Annotated in this window: 17 protein-coding genes; 15 read left to right on the top strand and 2 right to left on the bottom strand. The window is 38.2% G+C overall.

Annotated features, from left to right (window positions below; genetic code table 11):
- The 5 genes from JOC86_RS05320 to spo0A all read left to right on the top strand — a co-directional run bounded on the left by JOC86_RS05320 (position 1) and on the right by spo0A (position 5,698).
- Entirely contained in the window at positions 1 to 849 is an 849-nt protein-coding gene (locus tag JOC86_RS05320; protein ID WP_205168706.1) for a TlyA family RNA methyltransferase, read from the top strand.
- Positions 850 to 1,053: 204 nt separating this feature from the next.
- A complete protein-coding gene (gene ahrC, locus JOC86_RS05315; RefSeq protein ID WP_205168705.1) occupies positions 1,054 to 1,503 on the top strand; it encodes a transcriptional regulator AhrC/ArgR in 450 nt (149 codons plus the stop codon).
- Positions 1,504 to 1,529: 26 nt separating this feature from the next.
- Positions 1,530 to 3,239: a DNA repair protein RecN gene (recN, locus tag JOC86_RS05310; protein WP_205168704.1), complete on the top strand. Its 1,710-nt coding sequence runs from the start codon at positions 1,530 to 1,532 to the stop codon at positions 3,237 to 3,239.
- 125 nt (positions 3,240 to 3,364) lie between these two features.
- A complete protein-coding gene (spoIVB, locus tag JOC86_RS05305; protein WP_205168703.1) occupies positions 3,365 to 4,654 on the top strand; it encodes a SpoIVB peptidase in 1,290 nt (429 codons plus the stop codon).
- Between the two features lie 270 nt (positions 4,655 to 4,924).
- Entirely contained in the window at positions 4,925 to 5,698 is a 774-nt protein-coding gene (gene spo0A / locus JOC86_RS05300; RefSeq protein ID WP_205168702.1) for a sporulation transcription factor Spo0A, read from the top strand.
- Positions 5,699 to 6,201: 503 nt separating this feature from the next.
- Here spo0A and JOC86_RS05295 read toward each other — a convergent pair.
- Complete coding sequence (locus tag JOC86_RS05295) at positions 6,202 to 6,639, bottom strand: DUF6376 family protein (protein ID WP_205168701.1); 438 nt, start codon at positions 6,637 to 6,639, stop codon at positions 6,202 to 6,204.
- 140 nt (positions 6,640 to 6,779) lie between these two features.
- Between JOC86_RS05295 and JOC86_RS05290 the strand changes: the two genes are divergently transcribed.
- Positions 6,780 to 7,526, top strand: coding sequence for a glycerophosphodiester phosphodiesterase (locus JOC86_RS05290; RefSeq protein WP_205168700.1), 747 nt, complete (start codon positions 6,780 to 6,782; stop codon positions 7,524 to 7,526).
- A gap of 194 nt (positions 7,527 to 7,720) precedes the next feature.
- On the opposite strand, the gene JOC86_RS05285 is transcribed toward JOC86_RS05290, so the two are convergent.
- A complete protein-coding gene (locus tag JOC86_RS05285; protein WP_205168699.1) occupies positions 7,721 to 7,954 on the bottom strand; it encodes a DUF2627 domain-containing protein in 234 nt (77 codons plus the stop codon).
- 131 nt (positions 7,955 to 8,085) lie between these two features.
- Here JOC86_RS05285 and JOC86_RS05280 point away from each other — a divergent pair, with 131 nt between their 5' ends.
- From JOC86_RS05280 to JOC86_RS05240, 9 genes are all read left to right on the top strand, one after another.
- Positions 8,086 to 10,149 (top strand): sigma-54 interaction domain-containing protein, encoded by a 2,064-nt coding sequence (locus JOC86_RS05280; protein WP_205168698.1) that lies wholly within the window; start codon positions 8,086 to 8,088, stop codon positions 10,147 to 10,149.
- Between the two features lie 134 nt (positions 10,150 to 10,283).
- Entirely contained in the window at positions 10,284 to 11,189 is a 906-nt protein-coding gene (yqiS, locus tag JOC86_RS05275) for a phosphate butyryltransferase (RefSeq protein WP_205168697.1), read from the top strand.
- A 22-nt stretch (positions 11,190 to 11,211) separates the two neighbouring features.
- Positions 11,212 to 12,309 (top strand): branched-chain amino acid dehydrogenase, encoded by a 1,098-nt coding sequence (gene bcd, locus JOC86_RS05270; RefSeq protein ID WP_205168696.1) that lies wholly within the window; start codon positions 11,212 to 11,214, stop codon positions 12,307 to 12,309.
- A gap of 245 nt (positions 12,310 to 12,554) precedes the next feature.
- The gene (gene buk, locus JOC86_RS05265) at positions 12,555 to 13,661 is read left to right on the top strand and encodes a butyrate kinase (protein ID WP_205168695.1); all 1,107 of its coding nucleotides are present in this window, start codon (positions 12,555 to 12,557) and stop codon (positions 13,659 to 13,661) included.
- A gap of 43 nt (positions 13,662 to 13,704) precedes the next feature.
- Complete coding sequence (gene lpdA, locus JOC86_RS05260) at positions 13,705 to 15,129, top strand: dihydrolipoyl dehydrogenase (RefSeq protein ID WP_205168694.1); 1,425 nt, start codon at positions 13,705 to 13,707, stop codon at positions 15,127 to 15,129.
- Positions 15,130 to 15,198: 69 nt separating this feature from the next.
- Positions 15,199 to 16,197: a thiamine pyrophosphate-dependent dehydrogenase E1 component subunit alpha gene (locus JOC86_RS05255; protein WP_205168693.1), complete on the top strand. Its 999-nt coding sequence runs from the start codon at positions 15,199 to 15,201 to the stop codon at positions 16,195 to 16,197.
- Positions 16,198 to 16,209: 12 nt separating this feature from the next.
- Positions 16,210 to 17,193, top strand: a complete 984-nt coding sequence (locus tag JOC86_RS05250) for an alpha-ketoacid dehydrogenase subunit beta (RefSeq protein WP_205168692.1) — start codon at positions 16,210 to 16,212, stop codon at positions 17,191 to 17,193.
- 55 nt (positions 17,194 to 17,248) lie between these two features.
- A complete protein-coding gene (locus JOC86_RS05245; protein WP_205168691.1) occupies positions 17,249 to 18,574 on the top strand; it encodes a dihydrolipoamide acetyltransferase family protein in 1,326 nt (441 codons plus the stop codon).
- 529 nt (positions 18,575 to 19,103) lie between these two features.
- Positions 19,104 to 23,447: a S8 family serine peptidase gene (locus JOC86_RS05240; protein WP_205170106.1), complete on the top strand. Its 4,344-nt coding sequence runs from the start codon at positions 19,104 to 19,106 to the stop codon at positions 23,445 to 23,447.
- The last annotated feature ends 101 nt before the right edge of the window (positions 23,448 to 23,548 follow it).

Here is a 23,548-nt window from a genome sequence, read left to right as displayed (position 1 = left end):
ATGAAAGTAAAAAAACAGCGAATCGATGTACTCCTTGTTGAAAGAGGTTTAGCGGAAACACGAGAAAAAGCAAAGCGCGCTGTTATGGCGGGACTTGTTTATTCAAACGAAATGCGCTTGGACAAACCCGGCGAGAAAGTACCAGAGGATATAGAAATTACCATAAAAGGGAAGGTTCTTCCATATGTGAGTCGGGGTGGATTAAAGCTTGAAAAAGCATTAAAAGCTTTCGATATTAACGTTCAGGATAAAGTAATGCTTGATATTGGCTCATCAACAGGAGGCTTTACCGATTGTGCACTTCAAAATGGGGCGAAAATGTCCTATGCACTTGATGTAGGGTACAATCAGTTGGCATGGAAGTTAAGACAGGATGAACGAGTCATTGTTATGGAGAGAACGAACTTTCGTTATGTAACTCCGGCTGATTTAGTAGGAGATATGCCAAACTTTGCTACTATTGATGTTTCTTTTATCTCGTTATCATTGATCTTACCGGTTCTAAAGACATTGTTAGTCCCGAATAGTGATACGATTGCCCTAATTAAACCCCAATTTGAAGCTGGGAAAGAACAAGTAGGAAAAAAAGGAATCGTACGTGATCCGAAAGTTCATCAAAATATAGTAGAAAAAATCATTGGTTTGGCTATCAAAGAAGGCTACAATGTAGAGGACTTATCTTATTCACCGATTACAGGTGGAGATGGAAATATTGAGTTTCTCATCCACCTTAAATGGTTGGGACAACAAGAGCAAGGGGAACTTGGATTAAAAGGCACAATTGAAAATGTTGTCATGGAAGCGCATGAAAGTTTAAAGGAAAGTAAAAAGGTTGACTCTGAGTTTTAAGGGTCAATTTTTTTATGCAAACAGCTTGCAAGCTAGTATTGTAAAGAATATTTCAGGTTTTTGTATATATTTTTTAAATCAAAATTATACTTTTATCCTTTATTACGAGCTTATTCCTTTTATCTTGTACAAAATGGGTAAATAGGCTAACATATGCGTAGAGGTATAATTATACAGTCATAAGCGTAGAGGTGCTTAAAAATGATGAATAAAGGGCAAAGACATATAAAAATTAGAGAACTTATTGCAAATCATGATATTGAAACACAAGATGAGCTTGTAGACCGATTAAAAAATGCAGGGTTTAATGTAACTCAAGCTACCGTATCTAGGGATATTAAAGAACTGCATTTAGTTAAAGTTCCGTTAATGGATGGGCGTTATAAATATAGTCTTCCTGCGGATCAACGATTTAACCCGTTACAAAAGTTAAAAAGGACATTGACAGATGCATTTGTTGGTATTGATGGAGCAAGCCATATGCTAGTTATGAAGACATTGCCAGGAAATGCGCATGCTATAGGAGCTTTAATTGATAATCTTGATTGGGAAGAAATTTTAGGGACAATCTGTGGAGATGATACATGTTTAATCATTTGCCGTACTACAGAAGACACAGATAAAATAACCAAGCGCTTTTTAGATATGCTCTAAGTTTATATTTTTGAGGTGAATGATTCTTGCTACAGGAACTTTCTATAAAAAATTTCGCGATCATTGATGAATTATCCGTTTCTTTTGAAGAAGGATTAACAGTATTAACTGGAGAAACAGGTGCTGGGAAATCGATTATCATTGATGCGATTCATCTTCTAGTTGGTGGTAGAGGGTCATCGGAATTTGTGCGTCATGGTGAAAAAAAAGCCAGTATTGAAGGGCTATTCATACTTGATGATATTCAACATCCCTGTGTAATGAAAGCAAAGGAATTTGGAATTGAAATTGAAGAAAATATGGTGATATTAAGAAGAGATATTTCTCACCAAGGGAAAAGTATATGCCGTATCAATGGAAAACTTGTCACCATCGCCATCCTAAGGGAAATAGGATCCTCGCTTGTTGATATTCATGGACAGCATGAGCATCAAGAGCTGATGGACGAGACTCTTCATCTCTCACTTCTAGATCAATTTGGATCAGACGAAATCGACCAAGCTTTGAAAAGTTATCAAGATTTATTTTCTCAATACGAATCAACCTTGAAACAAATGAAAAAGCTAAACGACAATGAGCAAGAAATGGCTCATCGACTTGATCTTATCTTGTTTCAGCAAAAAGAAATTTATGATAGTCATCTTCAATTGGGAGAAGACGAATCCTTGCTTGAAGAAAAGAAGAAGTTAATGGATTATGAACGTCTCTTTGAAGCTCTCCAAACTTGCTATAACAGTATACAAGGTGAACGGAAAGCACTAGATTGGTTAGGTCTTGCGATGAGCCATGCTGAGACGGCTGGTGAACTAGATAGCAAATATCAATCACTTGCAGAATCCGTTTCCAACAGTTTTTATTTAATGGAAGATGTAGCAACAACGGTTAGAGCTGAATTAGATGGATTGGAATTTGAGCCTGATCGTTTAAACATCATTGAAGCTCGTTTAAACGAATTAAATGGACTTAAGCGAAAATACGGTTCAACGATTGAGGAAATCCTGGAATATGGTTCTAAGATTGAAGAGGAAATTGAAAGAATCACGAATAGGGATACGCATATACAAGAACTTCAAAGAAAGGTTACATCTTTGGAGAAGGATATGTTTGTAGAGGCGAAACATTTAACAAAGGTTAGGAAAAAGTGGGCAAAAGCCTTAACAAATCAAATTCATGAGCAATTGCAGGAATTATATATGGACAAGACAACATTTGAAGTAAGATTTAAACTTTCCGATAGTGAGTTAACCCCTGAAGCGTATAAATATAGAAGAGACGGTGGAGATGAGGTCGAATTCTATATATCCACAAATCCAGGCGAACCGTTAAAACCATTATCAAAGGTTGCCTCTGGTGGAGAATTATCAAGGATAATGCTTGCTTTAAAAACGATTTTTTCAAAACATCGAGGAATTACATCGATCATTTTTGATGAAGTCGATACAGGTGTAAGTGGACGAGTAGCACAAGCGATTGCTGAAAAGATTCATCAAGTATCGGTTCATTCACAAGTGATGTGTATTTCACATCTCCCGCAAGTTGCAGCAATGGCTGACTTTCATCTTTATATATCTAAGAAAACGAATGATGGACGAACAAGAACAGCTGTTAAAGCACTTGAAAATGAGGAGAAAATACGAGAAATCGGCAGAATGATTTCAGGAGTTGAAATCACTGAATTGACTAAAGAACATGCCAGAGAACTACTTCAATTAGCCACTTCCATTAAAAATGCATGAAAAGCTATCCAATTCGGGTAGCTTTTTTTCTTAATTAACAGTTATAAATGTAGGGTTTCAAGGCAAAATTAAAAGTGTAGCCATCAGAGAGTGTGTGTGATTAGAAACGAGGAGAGTGAATAATTTTGAATTCAGAGACATTAAGAAAATGGATTGGTGGAATTCTCCTTGTTTCACTTTGCTTCATAGGTTTTTATAAACCATTTCAACAATATTTAGATTTACCAAATGAAATTGTCATGATGCAGGGTGAGGAATATACTCTTTCAAAGGCTGCCGCTGTCACGGCCATGTCTACTTCAAATAAGAGTCAACTAGCCATTGCAGACGAAAAAACAACCGTTACTTTAAAAGGTGATGAAATCGGTAAAGAAGAAGTAATGCTTGAATTAGCCGGTGTTCCGATAAAAAAAGTGGATGTAGAAGTAGTAAATAATTTAAAGGTTATTCCTGGAGGACAATCAATTGGCGTAAAGCTCAATTCGGTTGGAGTACTTGTAGTAGGTCATCATTTAATTGAAACAAGGGAAGGGAAAGTATCTCCTGGAGAAAAAGCAGGGATAAAAGTTGGAGATATGATTACAGAAATTAACGGTGAAAAAATTGAAAAATTAGCAGATCTCGGTCCGTATGTACAAAAAGCAGGAGAAGAAAGATCGTCCTTAAATGTTGTTTTAAAAAGGGATAAAGAAGAAATAGAAACAACTTTAACTCCATTACAAGACAATGGTGATGAGAATTATAAATTAGGTCTTTACATCAGAGATACTGCAGCAGGTATTGGAACAATGACATTCTTTGATCCAAAGTCAAAAAGATATGGGGCATTAGGTCATGTCATTTCAGATATGGATACAAAGAAACCAATCGAAGTGGAAGATGGACAAATCCTAAACTCAACTGTTACCTCTATTGAAAAAGGAATGAATGGAAATCCGGGTGAGAAATTGGCGAGATTTTCTTCTGAGAAGGATGTCATTGGTGATATCACAAGAAATAGTCCTTTTGGGATATTTGGTAAATTAAATCGTGATCTCAATAATGGACTCTTAGACCGTCCGATGCCAGTAGCTTTATCTCATCAAGTTAAAGAAGGCCCTGCACAAATCTTAACGGTTGTAGACGGTGAGGAAGTTGAACTTTACGATATTGAAATTGTAAGCACTATTCCGCAAAAGTTTCCCGCCACAAAAGGAATGGTTATAAAAATTACAGATAAAGACTTGCTGGATAAAACAGGGGGAATTGTTCAAGGAATGAGTGGTAGTCCAATCATTCAAAATGATAAAATTATTGGGGCCGTTACTCATGTTTTTGTGAATGACCCTACTTCAGGCTATGGTGTTCATATTGAATGGATGTTAAATGAAGCAGGTATAAACATTTATGAACGTAATCAAGAAAAAGCAAGCTGACAGGCGGATCCTTTCCGTCTGTTTTTTTGCTTTTGTAGGATTATTTGTTAAGATAGATAATGGGATAAAGATTTTTCGACAAATGACTTTCTTTACTATCGAAATCAGTCGAAAGTGAAAGAAAAATAAAGAAAACAAAAGATTTACTATTATTTTTCACATTTTTTAAAAAAATAAGAGGATTTACTGTTGCGTTGTCGAAAAAATAACTTAGAATAAAAAATAGACAGAGAAAAGCAAGGACCATTTCGATTGAGGAGGAAATCTGTAGTGAAATCAATTAAAGTCTGTGTAGTGGATGATAACCGTGAATTAGTTTCTTTGTTGGAAGATTATATTTCATCACAAAATGATATGGAAGTTGCTGGTGTTGCTCATAATGGACAAGAGTGTCTTGAATTATTAGAAGAAGTCGAGCCGGATGTTCTTGTATTAGATATTATTATGCCACATTTAGACGGCTTAGCAGTATTAGAACGATTAAGAGAACGGACAAGTATTCCTAATGTCATTATGCTTACTGCATTTGGGCAAGAGGATGTAACGAAGAAAGCAGTGGATTTAGGGGCATCCTATTTTATTTTAAAACCATTTGACATGGAAAACTTAGTAAGTCATATTCGTCAGGTAAGCGGAAAATCGAATCCGATCATCAAAAAATCCTCCAGACCTACTACAGAACATAAACCAAAAAATTTAGATGCGAGTATTACAAGCATTATCCATGAAATTGGTGTACCTGCTCATATCAAAGGATATTTATATTTACGTGAAGCGATTTCTATGGTTTATAATGATATCGAATTGCTTGGTTCGATTACAAAGGTTTTATATCCTGATATTGCGAAGAAGTACAATACAACAGCAAGTCGTGTAGAACGTGCTATTCGTCATGCAATCGAGGTTGCGTGGAGCCGCGGAAACATTGATTCAATCTCATCACTATTTGGTTATACGGTTAGCATGACAAAAGCTAAACCAACGAACTCGGAATTTATCGCAATGGTAGCGGATAAATTACGACTCGAGCATAAAGCATCCTGAGAGGATAAGGATTAACTTATTCTAATGAGAAGATTATTACTGGATGTTTCTGGTGGAATTTCTAATGTACTATATTGAACACCTTTACATTATTTCTATGTCAGGGTGTTTTTTAATTTTGAAAAAGGCTATTTTCGATAAATAGATTTTGTGAAAGCAAACCATGGATAAAGAAGTTGATTGAAGTGGAAGGAGCGAGACTCATGTAGAAGCGAGCAACCTGAAACGGAAATTAACCACAACTTTATTTGAAAAATAGCAACAAAGTTTACGAAATACAGCCTTTAAAAAAAGGAAGAAGGATAACTCTCAAGATTCAATAGATCAAGATGGTAACATCGTTTATCAAACAACATATTAAAGTAATTAGGGCTGTCCCCAATGCCAAGTTGTCAGGAACCATAACTACCATCAAAAGAAGGAAGCGACAGGGACATCTTCTATTGATGGGCAATCATAGTGGTTCAGACCCTTAATGGGACAGCCCTTGCATAAATTTATATTTATAACCCTAATTCTTCAATTTGGCTTTGCAGCTCTTTAATTTCATTAATGGTGGTGAATATTTCTGAGTTATTGATTTGTTCAATGGCTAATTCTCCATTTTGTTTTGCATTGTTGATTTCACTTAACAATCGTTCATTTTTTTCGACAATGGAATTGTGGACATCCTTAGCAACTGAAGGTGGTTTAAGCTCATTGAATTCTTGTGCACTTTTTTCTAAAGTTGTGATTTGATCTTCTAATTTCTGTAATGAGTCAGGGTTTGTGGCTGCGTCTTGAAAAAGTGAAGGAGCTTCTTCTGCAAAGGTACTTAATTCGTTTATATAATCTGTAGTTTCATTCAAATAATCCAATGAGTTATTTACGTCCTCTAGAACGGAGCATCCACCTAGCATTAAAAATATAACACTTAAAAGAACTAAACGAATTTTTTTCATACATTTCTCCTTTCCTGTATAGAAATATCATATCATGAGACTAATCATTGGTTCATGTAATTCGCTTCAGTATGAAAATCATACCATTTTCCTCTATACTATTTATTAAGGTATTTATTAAAAGCTGGGAGATGAATGGAATGACCTTAATTATTGCTCATCGAGGTTCAGCTGGAACTCATCCAGAAAATACGATGGAAGCCTTTCTAGAAGCAGAAAGAGTTGGAGCTGACGGCATAGAATTAGATGTTCAACTTTCAAAGGATGGTGAAGTAGTCGTCATCCATGATGAAAGTATTGACAGGACGACAAATGATAGAGGTTTTGTTCAAGATTATACATTGAAGGAAATTCAATCCTTTAACGCCAGCTATAAATTTAAAAAACCTTTCAAACAGCCTAAAATCCCATCTCTTAGGGAAGTGTTTCAATGGATGCAAGGGAATCAAATGATTTGTAATGTGGAATTAAAAAATGGTGTGATCCCATATCCACAACTTGAAGAAAAGGTGATTGGTCTTATAGAAGAATTTCATTATGAAGACAGAGTCATCCTTTCATCTTTTAATCATTATTCAATTGTTCATTGTTATAGAATCAACCCTAGTATCGAGATTGCACCGCTATATTCAAATGGCTTATTTATGCCGTGGGTTTATGCTGAGTCGATTCATGCAAAAGCCATACACCCAAATATTAAAGTGATAACGGATCATATGATTGTAGACGCGCAGAAAGCTGGGGTGGCAGTGAGGCCGTATACGATTAATGCCAAACCTTTAATGAAGCGCCTTATAAAGGTGAATTGTGCCGCTATTATTACGGATTACCCTGAAAAAGCAATTGGAGTACTTAATGCTTATAGAAAAGGGATTAACCACAAATAGGTTAATCCCTTTTTTTCTTTGATAAGAATGTATAAAAGTTCGGACTGTTTATAGATGAAAAAGTTTGTTCTTGTCCAGCTACAGCATCTAGGCTATCGAGTCATAAGCCAAACCATCTAGTCTAGGTGACTCGTCTTATGCTTGTCAGGCCTATTCAAGGCGCTTTTCGCTTTCTTTTAATCAAATTATCATTTCTATTTTCGAAAACGTCCCTGAACTTTATTTCTCTTTCGATCGCGGTGCAGGATAAATCCGGCAATGAAGCCTAACCCCGCTAAAAAGAATAGTAATCCTACAATAAACTGAAGCCACAAATAAGGAAATGGTGGCTGGAGAATACCGAATAACATGTCTCTCATCAACTTAATCCCTAATGCTGCAAGAGCTCCAGGTATGACCATAATGATTAAAGCAATTAATCGTATCATTTTTATTACTCCTTCGTACTAGCTACAAAAAGCATATACCATTAAAGAAAATTGTCAAGGAAAAGCCTTTCAGATATAATAAGAAGTGAGTGAATGAAATTGCACGGTATAGATTCTAGAGGTGAAGAAAATTGCAAAAAGTATTAGTAGTAGGTGGCGGTAAAGGCGGTATCGCGATCTTAAAAATTTTGAAAGAAACTACAGTATTAAAAATTGCTGCTGTTTGTGATTTGAATCCGAATTCTCCAGGGCTTCAATTTGCAGTTGAAAATGATATTCCGGTTGGAAGGGATTGGCGTGATTTTTTAACTGAAGAGATCGATATTGTCGTGGAAGTTACTGGGGATGTAAAAGTTTTTGAAGAATTAAGGGATGCGCGTAGTAAAAACACTGTTCTTATTCCCGGGAGTGTTGCCTATTTAATCGCTAAGCTTCTTGAAGAAAAAGAAGATTTAATCGGCCAATTGAAAAATGAATCTTTCACGAGAGATTTAATTTTTAATTCTACTGATGATGCTATGATTGGCATTGATGACAAAGGAAGCGTTATTCTTTTTAACAAAAGTGCCGAAAGAATGATTGGAATTACAGAGGAAGAGGCACTCGGTAAGAATATTTATCAAATTATCCCGAGAAGTGAGTTGCCGCGCATTCTTGAAACAAAAAGAACGGAATCAAACAAGGAACTCGTCCTTGATAATGGCTTGAAGATTATTACGAATCGTATTCCGATGATTACGAACGACGATGAAGTAATTGGGGCATTTGCAGTCTTTAAAGATATAACAGAGGTCGTAAATCTGGCAGAAGAAATTACAAACCTCAAGGAAATTCACACAATGCTTGAAGCTATTATTCAATCGAGTGATGATGCCATTTCGGTAGTGGATGAAGAAGGTAGAGGATTATTAATCAACCCGGCTTATACAAGAATAACAGGATTGACTCAGGAAGAAGTAATTGGTAAACCAGCTACTGCTGACATATCAGAAGGTGAAAGTATGCATTTAAAGGTGCTGCAAACCCGCCGGGCGATTCGAGGGGTCAAAATGAGGGTTGGTCCTAACAAAAAAGAAGTTATTGTGAATGTAGCTCCAATTATTGTACATGGGAAAATAAAGGGGAGTGTAGGGGTCATTCATGATATGTCTGAGATTCAATCGCTTAATAAAGAACTCGACAGAGCAAGAAGAATTATCCGAACTCTTGAAGCGAAATATATGTTTGATGATATTATTGGGGATTCAGAAGAGATGATGCTAGCTGTAGAACAAGCAAAACTTGGAGCGAAAACACCTGCAACTGTCTTATTAAGAGGGGAATCTGGAACTGGAAAAGAGCTCTTTGCTCATGCCATACATAACGCTAGTAACCGAAAGTACAACAAATTTATTCGAGTCAATTGTGCAGCTCTCTCCGAAAGTCTATTAGAAAGTGAGTTATTTGGATATGAAGAGGGAGCATTTTCAGGTGCGAAAAGAGGCGGCAAAAGAGGGTTGTTTGAGGAATCTAATAACGGAAGTATATTTCTCGATGAAATCGGAGAATTAAGTGTTAACACACAAGCTAAACTTCTTCGAGTATTACAAGAAAATGAAATCGTTAGAGTAGGAGGGACAAAGTCGATTCCTATAAATGTACGCGTTATTGCAGCGACAAATGTTAATTTAGAAAAGGGAATGGCAGACGGATCCTTCAGAGAAGATTTGTATTACCGTTTAAATCGCATGCCTATTCAAATTCCACCTCTGAGAAAAAGAATCAATGATATTCCGAAGCTATGCGAAAATTTAATTACGAAAATCAATCAAGATTATGGACGCAATGTTGAAGGAATTTCACCAGAGACTATGGGGAAATTAGTGAATTATCACTGGCCAGGTAACGTAAGGGAGCTTGAGAACATTCTGGGAAGAGCGATTATTTTTATGAACTATAATGAAACCGTAATCGAACAACATCACTTACCACAGTTAATCATTAAAGAAGATATAAAGGAATCTAGGACTATTCCCCAAACTTCCCATGAAGATTTAAATACTTTAATGGAACAATATGAAAAAGACATTATTCAACAGGTTTTAGTACAAAATAAGGGTAATAAAACGGCTACAGCCAAATCATTAAAAATTTCATTAAGAAATCTTTATTATAAAATTGATAAATACAAAATTGAAATAAGTGACGTGCAATAATTTGCGTAGCATGAAAAAAAATGCATGCTTATACGCGTGAAATTAAAGCGTTTTCAACAAATGAAAAGTTGGCACGGTTCTTGCATATAGAATAGTGGGACGCAACGAAAGGAAAAGGGGTTGAAAAAACACAGATGGATTTAGAGACACTTATTAACCAAGCAACCCAATGGGAAGAAGCAACTGTAGCTGTTGCAGCTGCTGAGGATGCAGAAGTATTAGAAGCTGTTTCTATGGCAGTAGAACGTGGAATGGCTAATTTCTTACTTTACGGTCATAAAGAAAAGATTGAAACTATTATCGAAACAAATCATCCTGAGCTTTTAAAGACCGAATCGGTAAAAATACTGCATACTGATTCTAATAAGGAATCAGCAGAAGAAGCCGTTAAAGCGGTTAAAAATAATGACGCCAATGCTCTGATGAAAGGGAATGTGGCGACAGCGATTATTTTAAAAGCTGTATTAAATAAAGAATTTGGCCTTCGTACTGGAAATGTGCTATCTCATGTAGCGGCATTTGAGGTCCCGGGGTATGAACGATTAATTCTTGTTACGGATGCTGCCATGAATATTGCACCTGAGTTAGATCAAAAGGTACAAATCATTAATAATGCAGTAGGAGTCGCCAGGTCAATCGGGATTGATTATCCAAAAGTAGCGCCAATTGCAGCTGTTGAGGTTGTTAATCCAAATATGCAAGCAACATTAGATGCTGCTGTCCTTACTCAAATGAATAAACGTGGTCAGATTCCACATTGTATTGTGGATGGACCATTGGCATTGGATAACGCCGTATCTTTAGAAGCAGCCGAACACAAAAAGATCTCTAGTGAAGTAGCAGGGCAAGCAGATATTTTACTCGTTCCTACAATCGAAGCGGGTAATGCACTATATAAATCACTCATGTATTTTGCAAGAGCAAAGGTTGGAGCAGTCATTGCTGGTGCAAAGGCACCGATTGTTCTTACTTCAAGGGCAGATAGTGCGCAGAGCAAACTATATTCTTTAGCTCTAGCCATTTGTTCAGCAAAAAAATAAGAATCTTTAGGAGGATTTTACAATGAAAATTTTTACTTATATGGAGAAATACGATTATGAGCAACTTTTATTCTGTCAAGATGAACAATCTGGTTTAAAAGCCATCATCGGGATTCATGATACAACATTGGGACCTGCTTTAGGTGGAACACGTATGTGGACATATGAAAGCGAAGAAGCAGCAATTGAAGACGCTCTTCGTCTTGCTAAAGGGATGACGTATAAAAATGCTGCTGCTGGATTAAATCTAGGCGGAGGAAAAACGGTTATTATCGGGGACCCTAGAAAAGATAAGAATGAAGAAATGTTCCGTGCATTCGGTCGCTTTATTCAAGGCTTGAACGGTCGTTATATTACTGCTGAGGATGTTGGAACAACGGTTGCGGATATGGACCTTATCCATGAGGAGACAGACTTTGTAACAGGTATTTCTCCAGCATTCGGATCTTCAGGTAATCCATCTCCTGTTACTGCATATGGAGTTTATCGTGGAATGAAAGCTGCAGCAAAAGAAGCATTTGGAACAGATTCTTTAGAAGGTAAAACAATTGCTGTTCAAGGTGTAGGAAACGTTGCCTTTAATATGTGCCGTCATTTACATGATGAAGGGGCAAATTTAATTGTTACGGACATTAATAAAGAAGCGGTTCAAAAAGCTGTTGACGAATTTGGTGCAAAAGCCGTTGATACAAATGAGATCTACAGTGTAGATTGCGATATTTTTGCCCCATGTGCTCTTGGTGCCATTATTAATGATGAAACGATCCCTCAAATTAAAGCAAAAGTTATTGCTGGTGCTGCGAATAACCAGCTTAAGGAAACAGCACATGGAGATACTATTCATGAAATGGGTATTGTCTATGCTCCTGATTATGTTATCAATGCTGGTGGAGTTATCAACGTTGCGGATGAACTATACGGATATAACCGAGAACGTGCAATGAAAAAAGTTGAGCAAGTTTATAACAATGTTGAACGTGTTATTGAAATTGCAAAACGTGATGGTATTCCAACATATATGGCTGCAGATCGTATGGCAGAAGAAAGAATTGAGAAAATGCGTAAATCTCGCAGTCAATTCCTTCAAAATGGAAAAAATATTCTAAGTTATCGTCGATAAGGGAAGAATGGGAAGAGACGCTTTTTTCACTGATGCAGTTTGCGTTTTGAGAAAAGCGTTCTTTTTAGGAATAGATGGTAAAAGAGGCTTGGATTAATTGACTTTAATCTTTGCTCTTTATTCGTTAATCACGGCATCTGTATTTCTAATGGTCATGAAAACAAAGGGGTATGATTTTTAAGATCGAAAATAGACCATTAAAGAATTGAACCAAAGGTCAATTCTCACATTGGAGGTAAACAACATTGCAAGAAAAAGAACACAGAATTTTAGTTATCAATCCTGGTTCTACATCAACAAAGATTGGCGTTTTTGATAATGAAATGTCCATTCTTGAGAAGACAATCCGCCATGATACTGACAAGATTAATGAATTCCCAAACATTATTGATCAATATGAATTCAGAAAAGATATGATCCTTCAAACTCTTGATGAAGAGGGCATCAATATTTCTAAGCTAAGTGCAGTCTGTGGACGTGGAGGATTATTAAAGCCTATTGAAGGTGGAACCTATAACGTTAATGAAGAAATGTTGAAAGATTTACGAGAAGGTTATTCTGGACAGCATGCTTCAAATTTAGGTGGAATTATTGCTTATGAAATCGCTACAGGATTAAACATTCCTTCGTTTATTGTTGATCCGGTTGTAGTGGATGAATTAGCCCCAATTGCGAGGATTTCAGGATTTTCTCAAATTGAAAGAAAAAGCATATTCCACGCCCTCAATCAAAAAGCTGTCGCACGAAGAGTGGCAAAGGAATTAAACAAGAAATATGAAGACCTAAATCTCATTATTACTCATATGGGTGGCGGGATAACTGTTGGTGTCCATCAAAACGGTAAGGTTATTGATGTTAATAACGGTTTGCATGGTGATGGACCATTCAGTCCAGAACGTGCTGGAACGGTGCCGGCTGGAGATCTTATTGAACTATGCTACTCTGGAAACTACTACCGTGATGAAATCATGAAGAAACTTGTAGGTCAAGGAGGACTTGTCGGATATCTAGGCACAAATGACGCCATAAAAGTGGAAGAAATGATTGAAAATGGCGATGAACAAGCAGCATTAGTTTATGATGCAATGGCCTACCAAATTGCTAAAGAGATTGGTGGAGCTAGTGCAGTGTTACAAGGAAAAGTAGACGCCATTATTTTAACAGGCGGATTAGCATACGGAAAAGGATTTGTAAAAGCAATCAGCGAAAGAATCAACTGGATTGCAGATGTCGTTGTTCAGCCAGGTGAAAATGAACTTCAAGCACTCGCTGAGGGAGCTCTTCGCGTATTGAAAGGTGAAGAAAAAGAAAAGACGTATCCTGGTAATGTAAAGAATAAAGCGACAGTTTAATGTGAATAGCTGAAAAAAGAAAGACTGTGAAGGAGGAATTTCCATGGCTCAAGAATATGATTTAGTCATACTCGGTGGAGGTACTGGTGGTTATGTTGCGGCGATCCGTGCGTCACAGCTTGGATTGAAAACAGCAATTGTGGAAAAAGGGAAATTAGGTGGGACATGCCTACATAGAGGCTGTATCCCGAGTAAAGCTCTATTAAGAAGCGCAGAAGTGTATTCAACAGCTAAAGAGGCAGAATCATTTGGTGTTATGATTAATGACGTCCAACTTGATTTTACTCGTGTTCAAGAACGAAAAGCTAATATCGTTGACGGTCTTCATAAAGGTGTTCAACATCTGATGAAGCAAGGGAAAATCGATGTTTACGAAGGTACTGGTCGAATTTTAGGACCTTCTATCTTTTCACCAATGCCTGGAACGATTTCTGTAGAATATAAAAACGGTGACGAGAATGATATGCTGATTCCAAAAAATGTTATTATCGCAACTGGATCTCGTCCTCGTACACTTCCTGGATTAGACATTGATGGAGAGCATGTTCTTTCTTCAGATGAAGCACTTGAATTAGAGTCTCTTCCAAAATCAATGATTATTGTTGGTGGTGGGGTAATTGGAATTGAATGGGCTTCAATGTTATCTGACTTCGGAGTAGAAGTAACTGTACTTGAATATGCGGATAAAATCGTTCCAACTGAAGATCATGAAATTTCAAAAGAAATGCAGCGCTTAATGAAGAAAAAAGGCGTTAAGATCGTTACGAGTGCTAAAGTCCTTCCAGAGACACTTGAAAAAGGTGATTCAGGAGTATCGATTAAGGCTGAACGTAAGGATAAAGAAGAATCTTATTCTGCCGATAAAATCCTAGTTTCCGTTGGTCGTGAAGCCATCGTGAAAGATATCGGTCTAGAAAATACAGATATAGTGGTGGAAAAAGGATTCATTCAAGTAAATGATTTCCTTCAAACAAAAGAATCACATATATACGCAATTGGTGATGTCATTGGTGGTCTTCAATTGGCTCACGTTGCTTCACACGAAGGAATTGTTGCAGTTGAACATATTGCAAATGAAAAACCTGATCCGATCGACTATACGCTTGTTTCAAAATGTATCTACAGCAACCCTGAAATTGCTAGTGTAGGGATTACAGAACAAGAAGCGAAGGATAACAGTCATAATGTAAAGGTTGGGAAATTTTCATTTAGAGCGATTGGAAAAGCATTAGTTTATGGTGAATCTGATGGTTTTGTGAAAATTGTCGCTGACAAGGATACAAATGATATTTTAGGTGTTCACATGATTGGACCTCATGTAACAGATATGATTTCAGAAGCTGGACTTGCTCGTGTCCTAGATGCGACACCATGGGAAGTAGCACATACGATTCACCCTCACCCGTCATTAAGTGAAGCCATTGGTGAAGCAGCTCTTGCTGTAGACGGAAAGGCACTCCATTCGTAATAAAATATAACTATATAAGGGAACTATATCTATATCCCTTATATAGTTCCAAAATAGGAGGTAAAAATAATGGCAGAAAATCGTCATAAAGAATTAGGACTGTCAGATGAAAAAGTATTAGAAATGTATGAAACGATGCTACTGGCTCGTAAAATCGATGAGCGTATGTGGCTATTGAACCGTTCAGGGAAAATTCCATTTGTTATTTCTTGTCAAGGTCAAGAGGCAGCGCAAATTGGTGCCGCATTTGCTTTAGACAAAGAGAAAGATTATGTTCTTCCATATTATCGTGATATGGGTGTTGTTCTTACCTTCGGAATGACAGCTCAAGAATTGATGCTTTCCGGATTTGCAAAAGCGGAAGATCCGAACTCAGGTGGACGACAAATGCCAGGTCACTTTGGACAAAAGAAGAATAATATTGTAACTGGTTCATCACCGGTAACGACTCAGGTTCCACATGCAGTAGGAATAGCACTTGCAGGGAAAATGGAGAAAAAAGATTTAGTAACATTTGTAACATTTGGTGAAGGGTCTTCAAACCAAGGGGACTTCCATGAAGGAGCAAACTTTGCTGGCGTACATAAGCTTCCAGTCATTTTTATGTGTGAAAATAATAAATACGCCATTTCTGTTCCGATTGAAAAACAATTGGCATGTGAAAAGGTATCTGACCGGGCTATCGGATACGGTATGCCAGGGGTTACTGTTGATGGGAACGATCCATTAGAGGTTTATAAAGCGGTAAAAGAAGCAGCTGATCGTGGTCGACGTGGTGAAGGTCCTACACTTGTGGAGACTGTATCCTATCGCTTAACTCCACACTCTTCAGATGATGACGATCGTAGCTACCGTTCTCCAGACGAAGTAGCGAAAGCAAAAACAAATGATCCTATCATCACATTTGGCGCTTACTTAAAAGAAGTGGGTGTAATGAATGATGATTCTGAAAAAGAGATTAATGACCGTATTATGAAATTAGTGAATGAAGCAACAGATTATGCGGAAAACGCAGCGTACGCAGATCCAGAGTCAGCATTAAAGTACGTATATGCAGAAGAGAAGTAAGGGGGAACTAAAATGCCAGTGATTTCTTATATCGATGCCGTGACAATGGCAATCAGAGAAGAAATGGAACGTGATGAAAAAGTATTCGTTCTTGGAGAAGACGTAGGGAAAAAGGGTGGAGTATTTAAGGCTACTCATGGCTTATATGATCAATTCGGTGAAGACCGTGTAATTGATACACCACTAGCAGAGTCTGCTATTGCAGGAGTTGGAATAGGTGCAGCAATGTATGGCATGCGACCAATTGCTGAAATGCAGTTTGCTGACTTTATTATGCCAGCCGTTAACCAAATTATTTCTGAAGCAGCACGTATTCGCTACCGTTCAAACAATGACTGGAGTTGTCCGATGGTTATTCGTGCTCCATATGGTGGAGGAGTTCATGGTGCCCTCTATCATTCTCAATCGGTTGAAGCGGTTTTTGCCAATCAACCTGGATTGAAAATTGTTATGCCTTCGACTCCATATGATGTGAAAGGACTACTAAAAGCAGCGATTCGTGATGAGGATCCAGTAATGTTCTTCGAGCATAAGCGTGCGTATCGTTTAATTAAAGGTGAAGTTCCTGAAGATGATTATACTTTACCAATTGGGAAAGCAGACGTGAAGCGCGAAGGTGAAGATATTACCGTTATTACTTACGGTTTATGTGTTCATTTTGCTCAGCAGGCAGCAGAGCGTTTGGCACAGGATGGAATCGAAGCCCATATTCTTGATTTACGTACTATCTATCCATTAGATAAAGAAGCGATTATTGAAGCGGCTTCAAAAACGGGGAAAGTACTTCTATTAACGGAAGATAATAAAGAAGGAAGCATTATGGGAGAAGTGGCAGCAATTATTTCGGAAAACTGCTTATTTGATCTTGATGCACCGATTCAGCGCCTTGCTGGACCTGATGTACCAGCTATGCCATATGCACCGACAATGGAAAAATACTTCATGGTTAACCCAGATAAAGTAGAAAAAGCAATGAGAGAATTAGCTGAATTTTAATTCGAAAAACAAAAAAGGAAATTGACATACTATAAGTTGTAAGGAGGGTTCCTCATTGGGTATCGAAAAAATGACAATGCCGCAACTTGGGGAAAGTGTTACAGAAGGTACAATCAGTAAATGGTTAGTATCTCCTGGTGATAGTGTAAATAAATATGACCCAATTGCTGAAGTTCAAACAGATAAAGTAAATGCAGAAGTTCCTTCTTCCTTTACAGGCACAATTAAAGAACTAATTGCTGAAGAGGGAGACACACTTGAAGTGGGTGAAGTCATCTGTTCTGTTGAAGTCGAAGGTGGCGGAAGCAGTGAAGATTCTGCTCCAAAGGAAAAGGAAGCAACTCAACCAGAAGGAAAAACAGCAGAAAGCACTCCACAGAAAAAAGCACCTGCTAAGAAGAATGAATCTGGTGGAAAAGTACGCTATTCTCCAGCCGTCCTAAGACTATCTCAAGAGTATGATATTGATTTGAGTCAAGTTGAAGGAACAGGTAAAGACGGACGAATTACACGTAAAGACCTTCAGATGCTCATCGATTCAGGAAATATTCCAAAAGCGGGAGAAGAAAGTGCAGCACCTGTACAAGAAGCACCTAAACAAGCACCTATTAAAGATGCACCAGCACAGCCTCAAGCTGCTAAACCAGCAGCGCCTGCGCCAAATGTACCTGTTGCACCGGGTGATATTGAAATTCCTGTTTCTGGTGTTCGTAAAGCCATTGCATCGAATATGGTAAGAAGTAAGCATGAAGCACCACATGCTTGGACAATGATGGAAATGGATGTAACGAATCTTGTTGAATACCGAAATTCCATTAAAGGCGAATTTAAGCAGCGAGAAGGCTTCAACTTAACATTCTTTGCTTTCTTTGTAAAAGCAGTCGCTCAAGCACTTAAAGAATATCCACAAATCAACTCAATGTGGGCTGGAGATAAGATTGTACAAAAGAAAGATATTAATCTTTCGATTGCAGTGGCAACAGATGATGCATTATATGTACCAGTCATCAAAAATGCAGACGAAAAAACAATCAAAGGAATTGCAAGAGAAATCACAGAGCTTGCGGGTAAAGTAAGAAATGGTAAATTGACCTCAGACGATATGAAGGGTGGAACATTTACTGTTAACAATACTGGGTCATTCGGTTCTGTTCAGTCTATGGGTATAATCAACTACCCACAAGCTGCCATTCTTCAAGTCGAATCTATTGTCAAACGTCCAGTAGTGATGTCGAATGGCATGATTGCTGTTCGTGACATGGTAAATCTTTGTATGTCACTTGATCACCGCGTGTTGGATGGATTGGTTTGCGGAAGATTCCTGCAACGTGTTAAAGAAATTCTAGAAAACACTTCAAAAGAAAATACATCTGTATATTAAATTTTTTTCCAGGGCTAACTCTAGTGAGTTAGTCCTTTTCTTTTTTGAACCTAGTTCTTTAAACCCTCTAACTTTATCTTATTACAGGTAATTGTTCCTGTTTCACTGCTAATTCTAAAGAAAGAATAGATATTTCTAAATAATTTATGGTAGTTATTTCCTCGACTTGTTTTTCTTTACAATATTAAGTGATAAAACGCTCATTTTATTATTCCTTCAAGCATAATTAGAAAAAGTCCTTCTTTATAACCTCATACAAAATCATATAAAAACCATTTATATTCCTATAATTATGAAAAAATCACAACTTCTGGAGCAGTTGAGGGAGGGGGAGACACGACTTTTTTATTAATTTCCGAAAATTCAGATTTTAACTGACATTTTGTTACAACATTCGAGCCTTGTTATTGGTTATCTTTGGTTCAACACCTATTAATTACCAGGTGAAAAGAAGGGGAAGGGGGTAGGGAGAGTAGTCGGAAACAAACAATCACTAGGAGGGAAATTTGTGAGGGGTAAAAAAAATCGTATGAAATGGATGTCTATCGTACTAACCCTAGTCATGTTCATTCCACTATTGTTTCCAATGAATGTAGGAGCGGTTAATACACCAGCGCAATCTTTAGCAAAAGAAAAACCATCAACTTCTGTAAAAGAATCATCAAAAGTTAGCCCACAATCCAAGATCACATCAAAATTACAAGAACAATTTAAGAAAGAAAAGCACGTCACATACTTAGTGAAGTTCAAAGAGCAAGTGGATACAACAAAGGTAGCTAAAATGGCGGCCGAAAAAGCAGATAAGAAAAATCTTACTGCAAACAGTAAAAAGTTAATGAAAAGAAATATGGTCGTTTCTGAACTACGGGCGAAAGCACTTGAAACACAAGCCGAAGTGAAACAATACTTAAATAAAGAGAAGAAATCGGGAAATGTTAAAGAAGTAAAAGATTTTTATATTGTAAATGGAATGGCGATTACAAGTACAAAAGAAGTAATGGAAAGCATCGCTAACTTCCAGGAAGTTGAAAAGATTTTACCTAACGAAACTCGTCATCTCATAAAACCAGTAAAAGCAGATAGTCCAACAAAGAGTAAGCTTCAAAAGGAAAAGAATCATGCTCAAAATAACCCAGCTTCTATTGAGTGGAACATTGACCGGGTAGGTGCACCTGCAGTTTGGGAAATGGGAATTGATGGGGCTGGAACAGTAGTAGCCTCCATTGATACAGGAGTTCAGTGGGATCATCCAGCTCTTAAAGAGCAATATAGAGGATATGACCCACAAAATCCGGATGCTCCAAATCATGAGTTTAGCTGGTTTGATGCTACTGCAGGTCAAAGTGCCCCTTATGATGATCAAGGTCATGGCACACATGTTACCGGAACAATGGTTGGGGTTGAACCTGACGGAAGTAATCAAATTGGTGTAGCGCCTGGTGCAAAATGGATTGCTGTAAAAGCATTCACAGCGGATGGTGGGACAGATGTTGATCTACTTGAAGCAGGTGAATGGATCCTTGCTCCTAAAGATGCTGAAGGAAATCCGCATCCAGAAATGGCTCCAGATGTTGTCAATAACTCTTGGGGTGGTGGACCAGGTCTCGATGAATGGTATCGAGAAATGGTTGAAGCATGGAGAGCGGCTGAAATTTTCCCTGAATTTTCAGCTGGAAATACAACGATTTTTAACCCTGGTGGACCTGGCTCTGTAGCAACTCCAGCAAACTATCCTGAATCGTTTGCAACAGGTGCTACGGATATTAATAACGTACTAGCTGGATTTTCACTTCAAGGTCCTTCACCTTATGAAGAAGTAAAACCTGAAATTTCAGCCCCAGGTGTAAACATCCGTTCATCTGTTCCTGGCAGTAACTATGAGGGTGGATGGAATGGGACATCCATGGCCGGCCCACATGTCTCGGCAGTTGCCACATTATTAAGGCAAGCTGATGCAAGCTTAACTGTAAATGAAATCGAGGAAATTTTAGTATCAACAGCGGTTCCGTTGACGGACAGTACATTCCCTGATGTCCCTAATAATGGATATGGTCATGGGTTAGTGAATGCCTTTGATGCTGTTTCTTCTGTCATGAGTGGACTTGGTAAGGTCGAGGGGAACGTAACGAAAGAAGGGGATGACTCAGAAGCACCAGCCATCAGTCATAACGGCCCTAGCGAAGCCTTTAAAGAAATGAGCCTTACTCTTCAAGCAGAGGCTAGCGACAATATTAGCGTAACAAATGTATCCCTCCAATATCAAAATGCAGCTGGGGAATGGGTATCTGTCGAAACGAGCAGAACAAGTGGAGACTATAAATCCGGAACCTATGAAGCAACCATCCCTGGAGAGGCCTTAACTGGAGATGAGTTAATCTATAAATGGAGTGTGCTAGATTTTGCTGGTAATGAAACGGTAAGTGATAACTATACAATTTCGTTATTGCCTGGTATTTCTGTGGGATATGAACAAGATTTTGAATCTTCACCAGCTGGATGGATCTCCTACGGTGAGGGGAATAGCTGGGAGTGGGGAGTTCCAGCGAATGGTCCTGGTAATGCCGCTTCAGGTGAAAAGGTTTATGCGACTAGTCTAGATGACAAATATGGCAATAATGCCAATATGTCATTACAATTACCTCCAATCGATTTACCTGAAGGAAACAGCTTTTTACAATTCAAACAGTGGCATGAGCTGGAGAATAACTATGATTACGGTCATGTGTTTGTTTCTACAGATCAAGAAAACTGGACACAGGTTCTTCGTGTAAACGGTACTACAGAAGGCTGGATTGATGGTGAAGTTGATCTAAGTGAATATGCTGGTCAACGAATCTATGTTGCTTTTAATGTGACTACAGATGGAAGTGTTCCAAAGCAAGGCTGGTATTTAGATGATGTTAAAATCAATGCTGAATCAATTGCTCCATCTAAAAAAGCACAGCTAGGGTTGAAATCTAAAGATGAGAAATCGGCTTCTGTTTCTAAAAAGCCTAAAGTAAATCCAGACAAAATCAAAATAGCTAAGCCTGTGAAGAAGGAAGCAGAGGCTCCGTCTGATGGTGCAGCACCGGTTCTTCTTCCATTACAAGCAGAAGTAAGTGTGTTAGAAACAGGTCGTTCTGTGTATACAAACCCTGCAGATGGATCTTTTGAAATGACACATGCAGCTGGAGACTATACATTACAAGCTTCTACTTACGGATTCAGATCTGAGACTCAATCTGTAACAGTTGAAGCAGATGGGACATCAACGGCAAACTTCACATTGGAAGAAATTCCTCGAGGTAACGTAACAGGAACCGTTATGAATGAAAGAACTGGGGAACCAATAGAAGGGGCGACAGTCTTCCTTGTTGAAGATGCAGCCGTAACACCGATCGAGACGGGTGCCAATGGTGGATACGATTTAGAAGCATACGAAGGAGAATACACATTAAAAGTAGTAGCTCCTTATTACCATAGTAATGAAGTAAGTGTCACAATCGAAGGTGGAGAAGTGGCGAGCGCTGATGTCGCTTTAGAACCATTTATCGGATATCCTGGAGAAATTGGATATGATGACGGTACTGCAGAAAACGCTCGTGCATTCTACGATGCAGGTAACGGATGGGCAGTGAAAATGTCTCTTGAAGAAGGAAATGAAGCAGCAATGGTTACAGGTGGTCTATTCCGATTCTGGGATACCGAATGGCCGGTTCCAGGTGGTACGGACTTCCAAGTAGCGGTGTATGATGCCTCAGGTCCAGATGGCGCACCAGGTAAAAAGATTGCAGGTCCATTTGATGCAACTGCCCTAAGAAATGGCGAATGGACACATGTTGATTTAAGTGAACATGGGATCATGGTTGAAGGGGATTTCTACATGGTTTACATGCAATCACATCCAAATCCAAACACACCTGGGCTTGGAACAGATGAAAATGGTGATAATGCAGGAAGAAGCTGGCAATATGTTGGTGGCGCATGGTCTCCATCACCAGCAGAAGAAGGGAACTACATGATTCGAGCAACGGTTAACTATGAAGTAACCGCACCTGTCATTACTTCACCTGAGGCTGGATCATTTACGAAAAATGATACGGTAACTGTCGAAGGTACTTCATCTCCAACGACAACTGTTCATATCTTTAATGGAGAAGAGGAAGTAGCAACAGCCGAAACAACAGAAGATGGAACTTTCGCTACAGAGGTTGGTTTAAACAATGGGGCAAATACACTTACAGCTAAGGCCGCTACAGATCAAGGGATGACAGATCCATCAGAGCCTGTGACGATTACACTTGATCAAGCGAAGCCTGAATTAGAAATTACTTCACCTGAAGATGGAACAAAAACAAATCGTGAAGCCATTACGGTAGAAGGTACGATCGCTGATGAGAATTTTGATTGGGTGAAGGTCAATGGACAAAAAGCTTCTGTAAGTGATGGGAAGTTCAGTAAGAGAATATTATTGGATGAAGGCGAAAATATCATTCAAGTAGTCGCTAGGGACAAAGCTGGTAATAAGAAGAAGCAAAGTGTTACAGTAGATGCTAAGTTCGGTGACATTGCGATTGAAAATCTTCTACCGGCGGAAGATCAAGAACTGAAAAAAGGTGAATCAGTTAAAATTGAATTCGATAGTGAGCCAGGATTAGAGGCAACCTTCGTTATTCAAATGCCGCTCACTAATACAAATGGATTACAAGTAGCTAATGCTAATGAGTTACCTATGATGGAAACATCTGATGGTCATTATGTTGGTTACTATACAGCAACTTCTAATGTAAAAGCACCAGGAGCACAAATTGAAGTGAAGGTTTCCGATGATTATGGAAATGTAACCACTCAAATTGCAGAAGGTAAATTGTATATTAACAGTAATAAGTAATATGTGTGCAAGGAGAGGAGTCCGCTTTACGACTCCTCTTTTTTTTGCTTTTTTTCTTCCACCTTTCAGGAAAGAAAGCAGTTTCATTTAAATGAAAAGAA

This window comes from Rossellomorea pakistanensis (genome assembly GCF_016908495.1).
In the GTDB taxonomy this organism is placed as follows: Bacteria; Bacillota; Bacilli; order Bacillales; family Bacillaceae_B; genus Rossellomorea; species Rossellomorea pakistanensis.
This window is presented reverse-complemented; position numbering and strand designations above follow the sequence as displayed.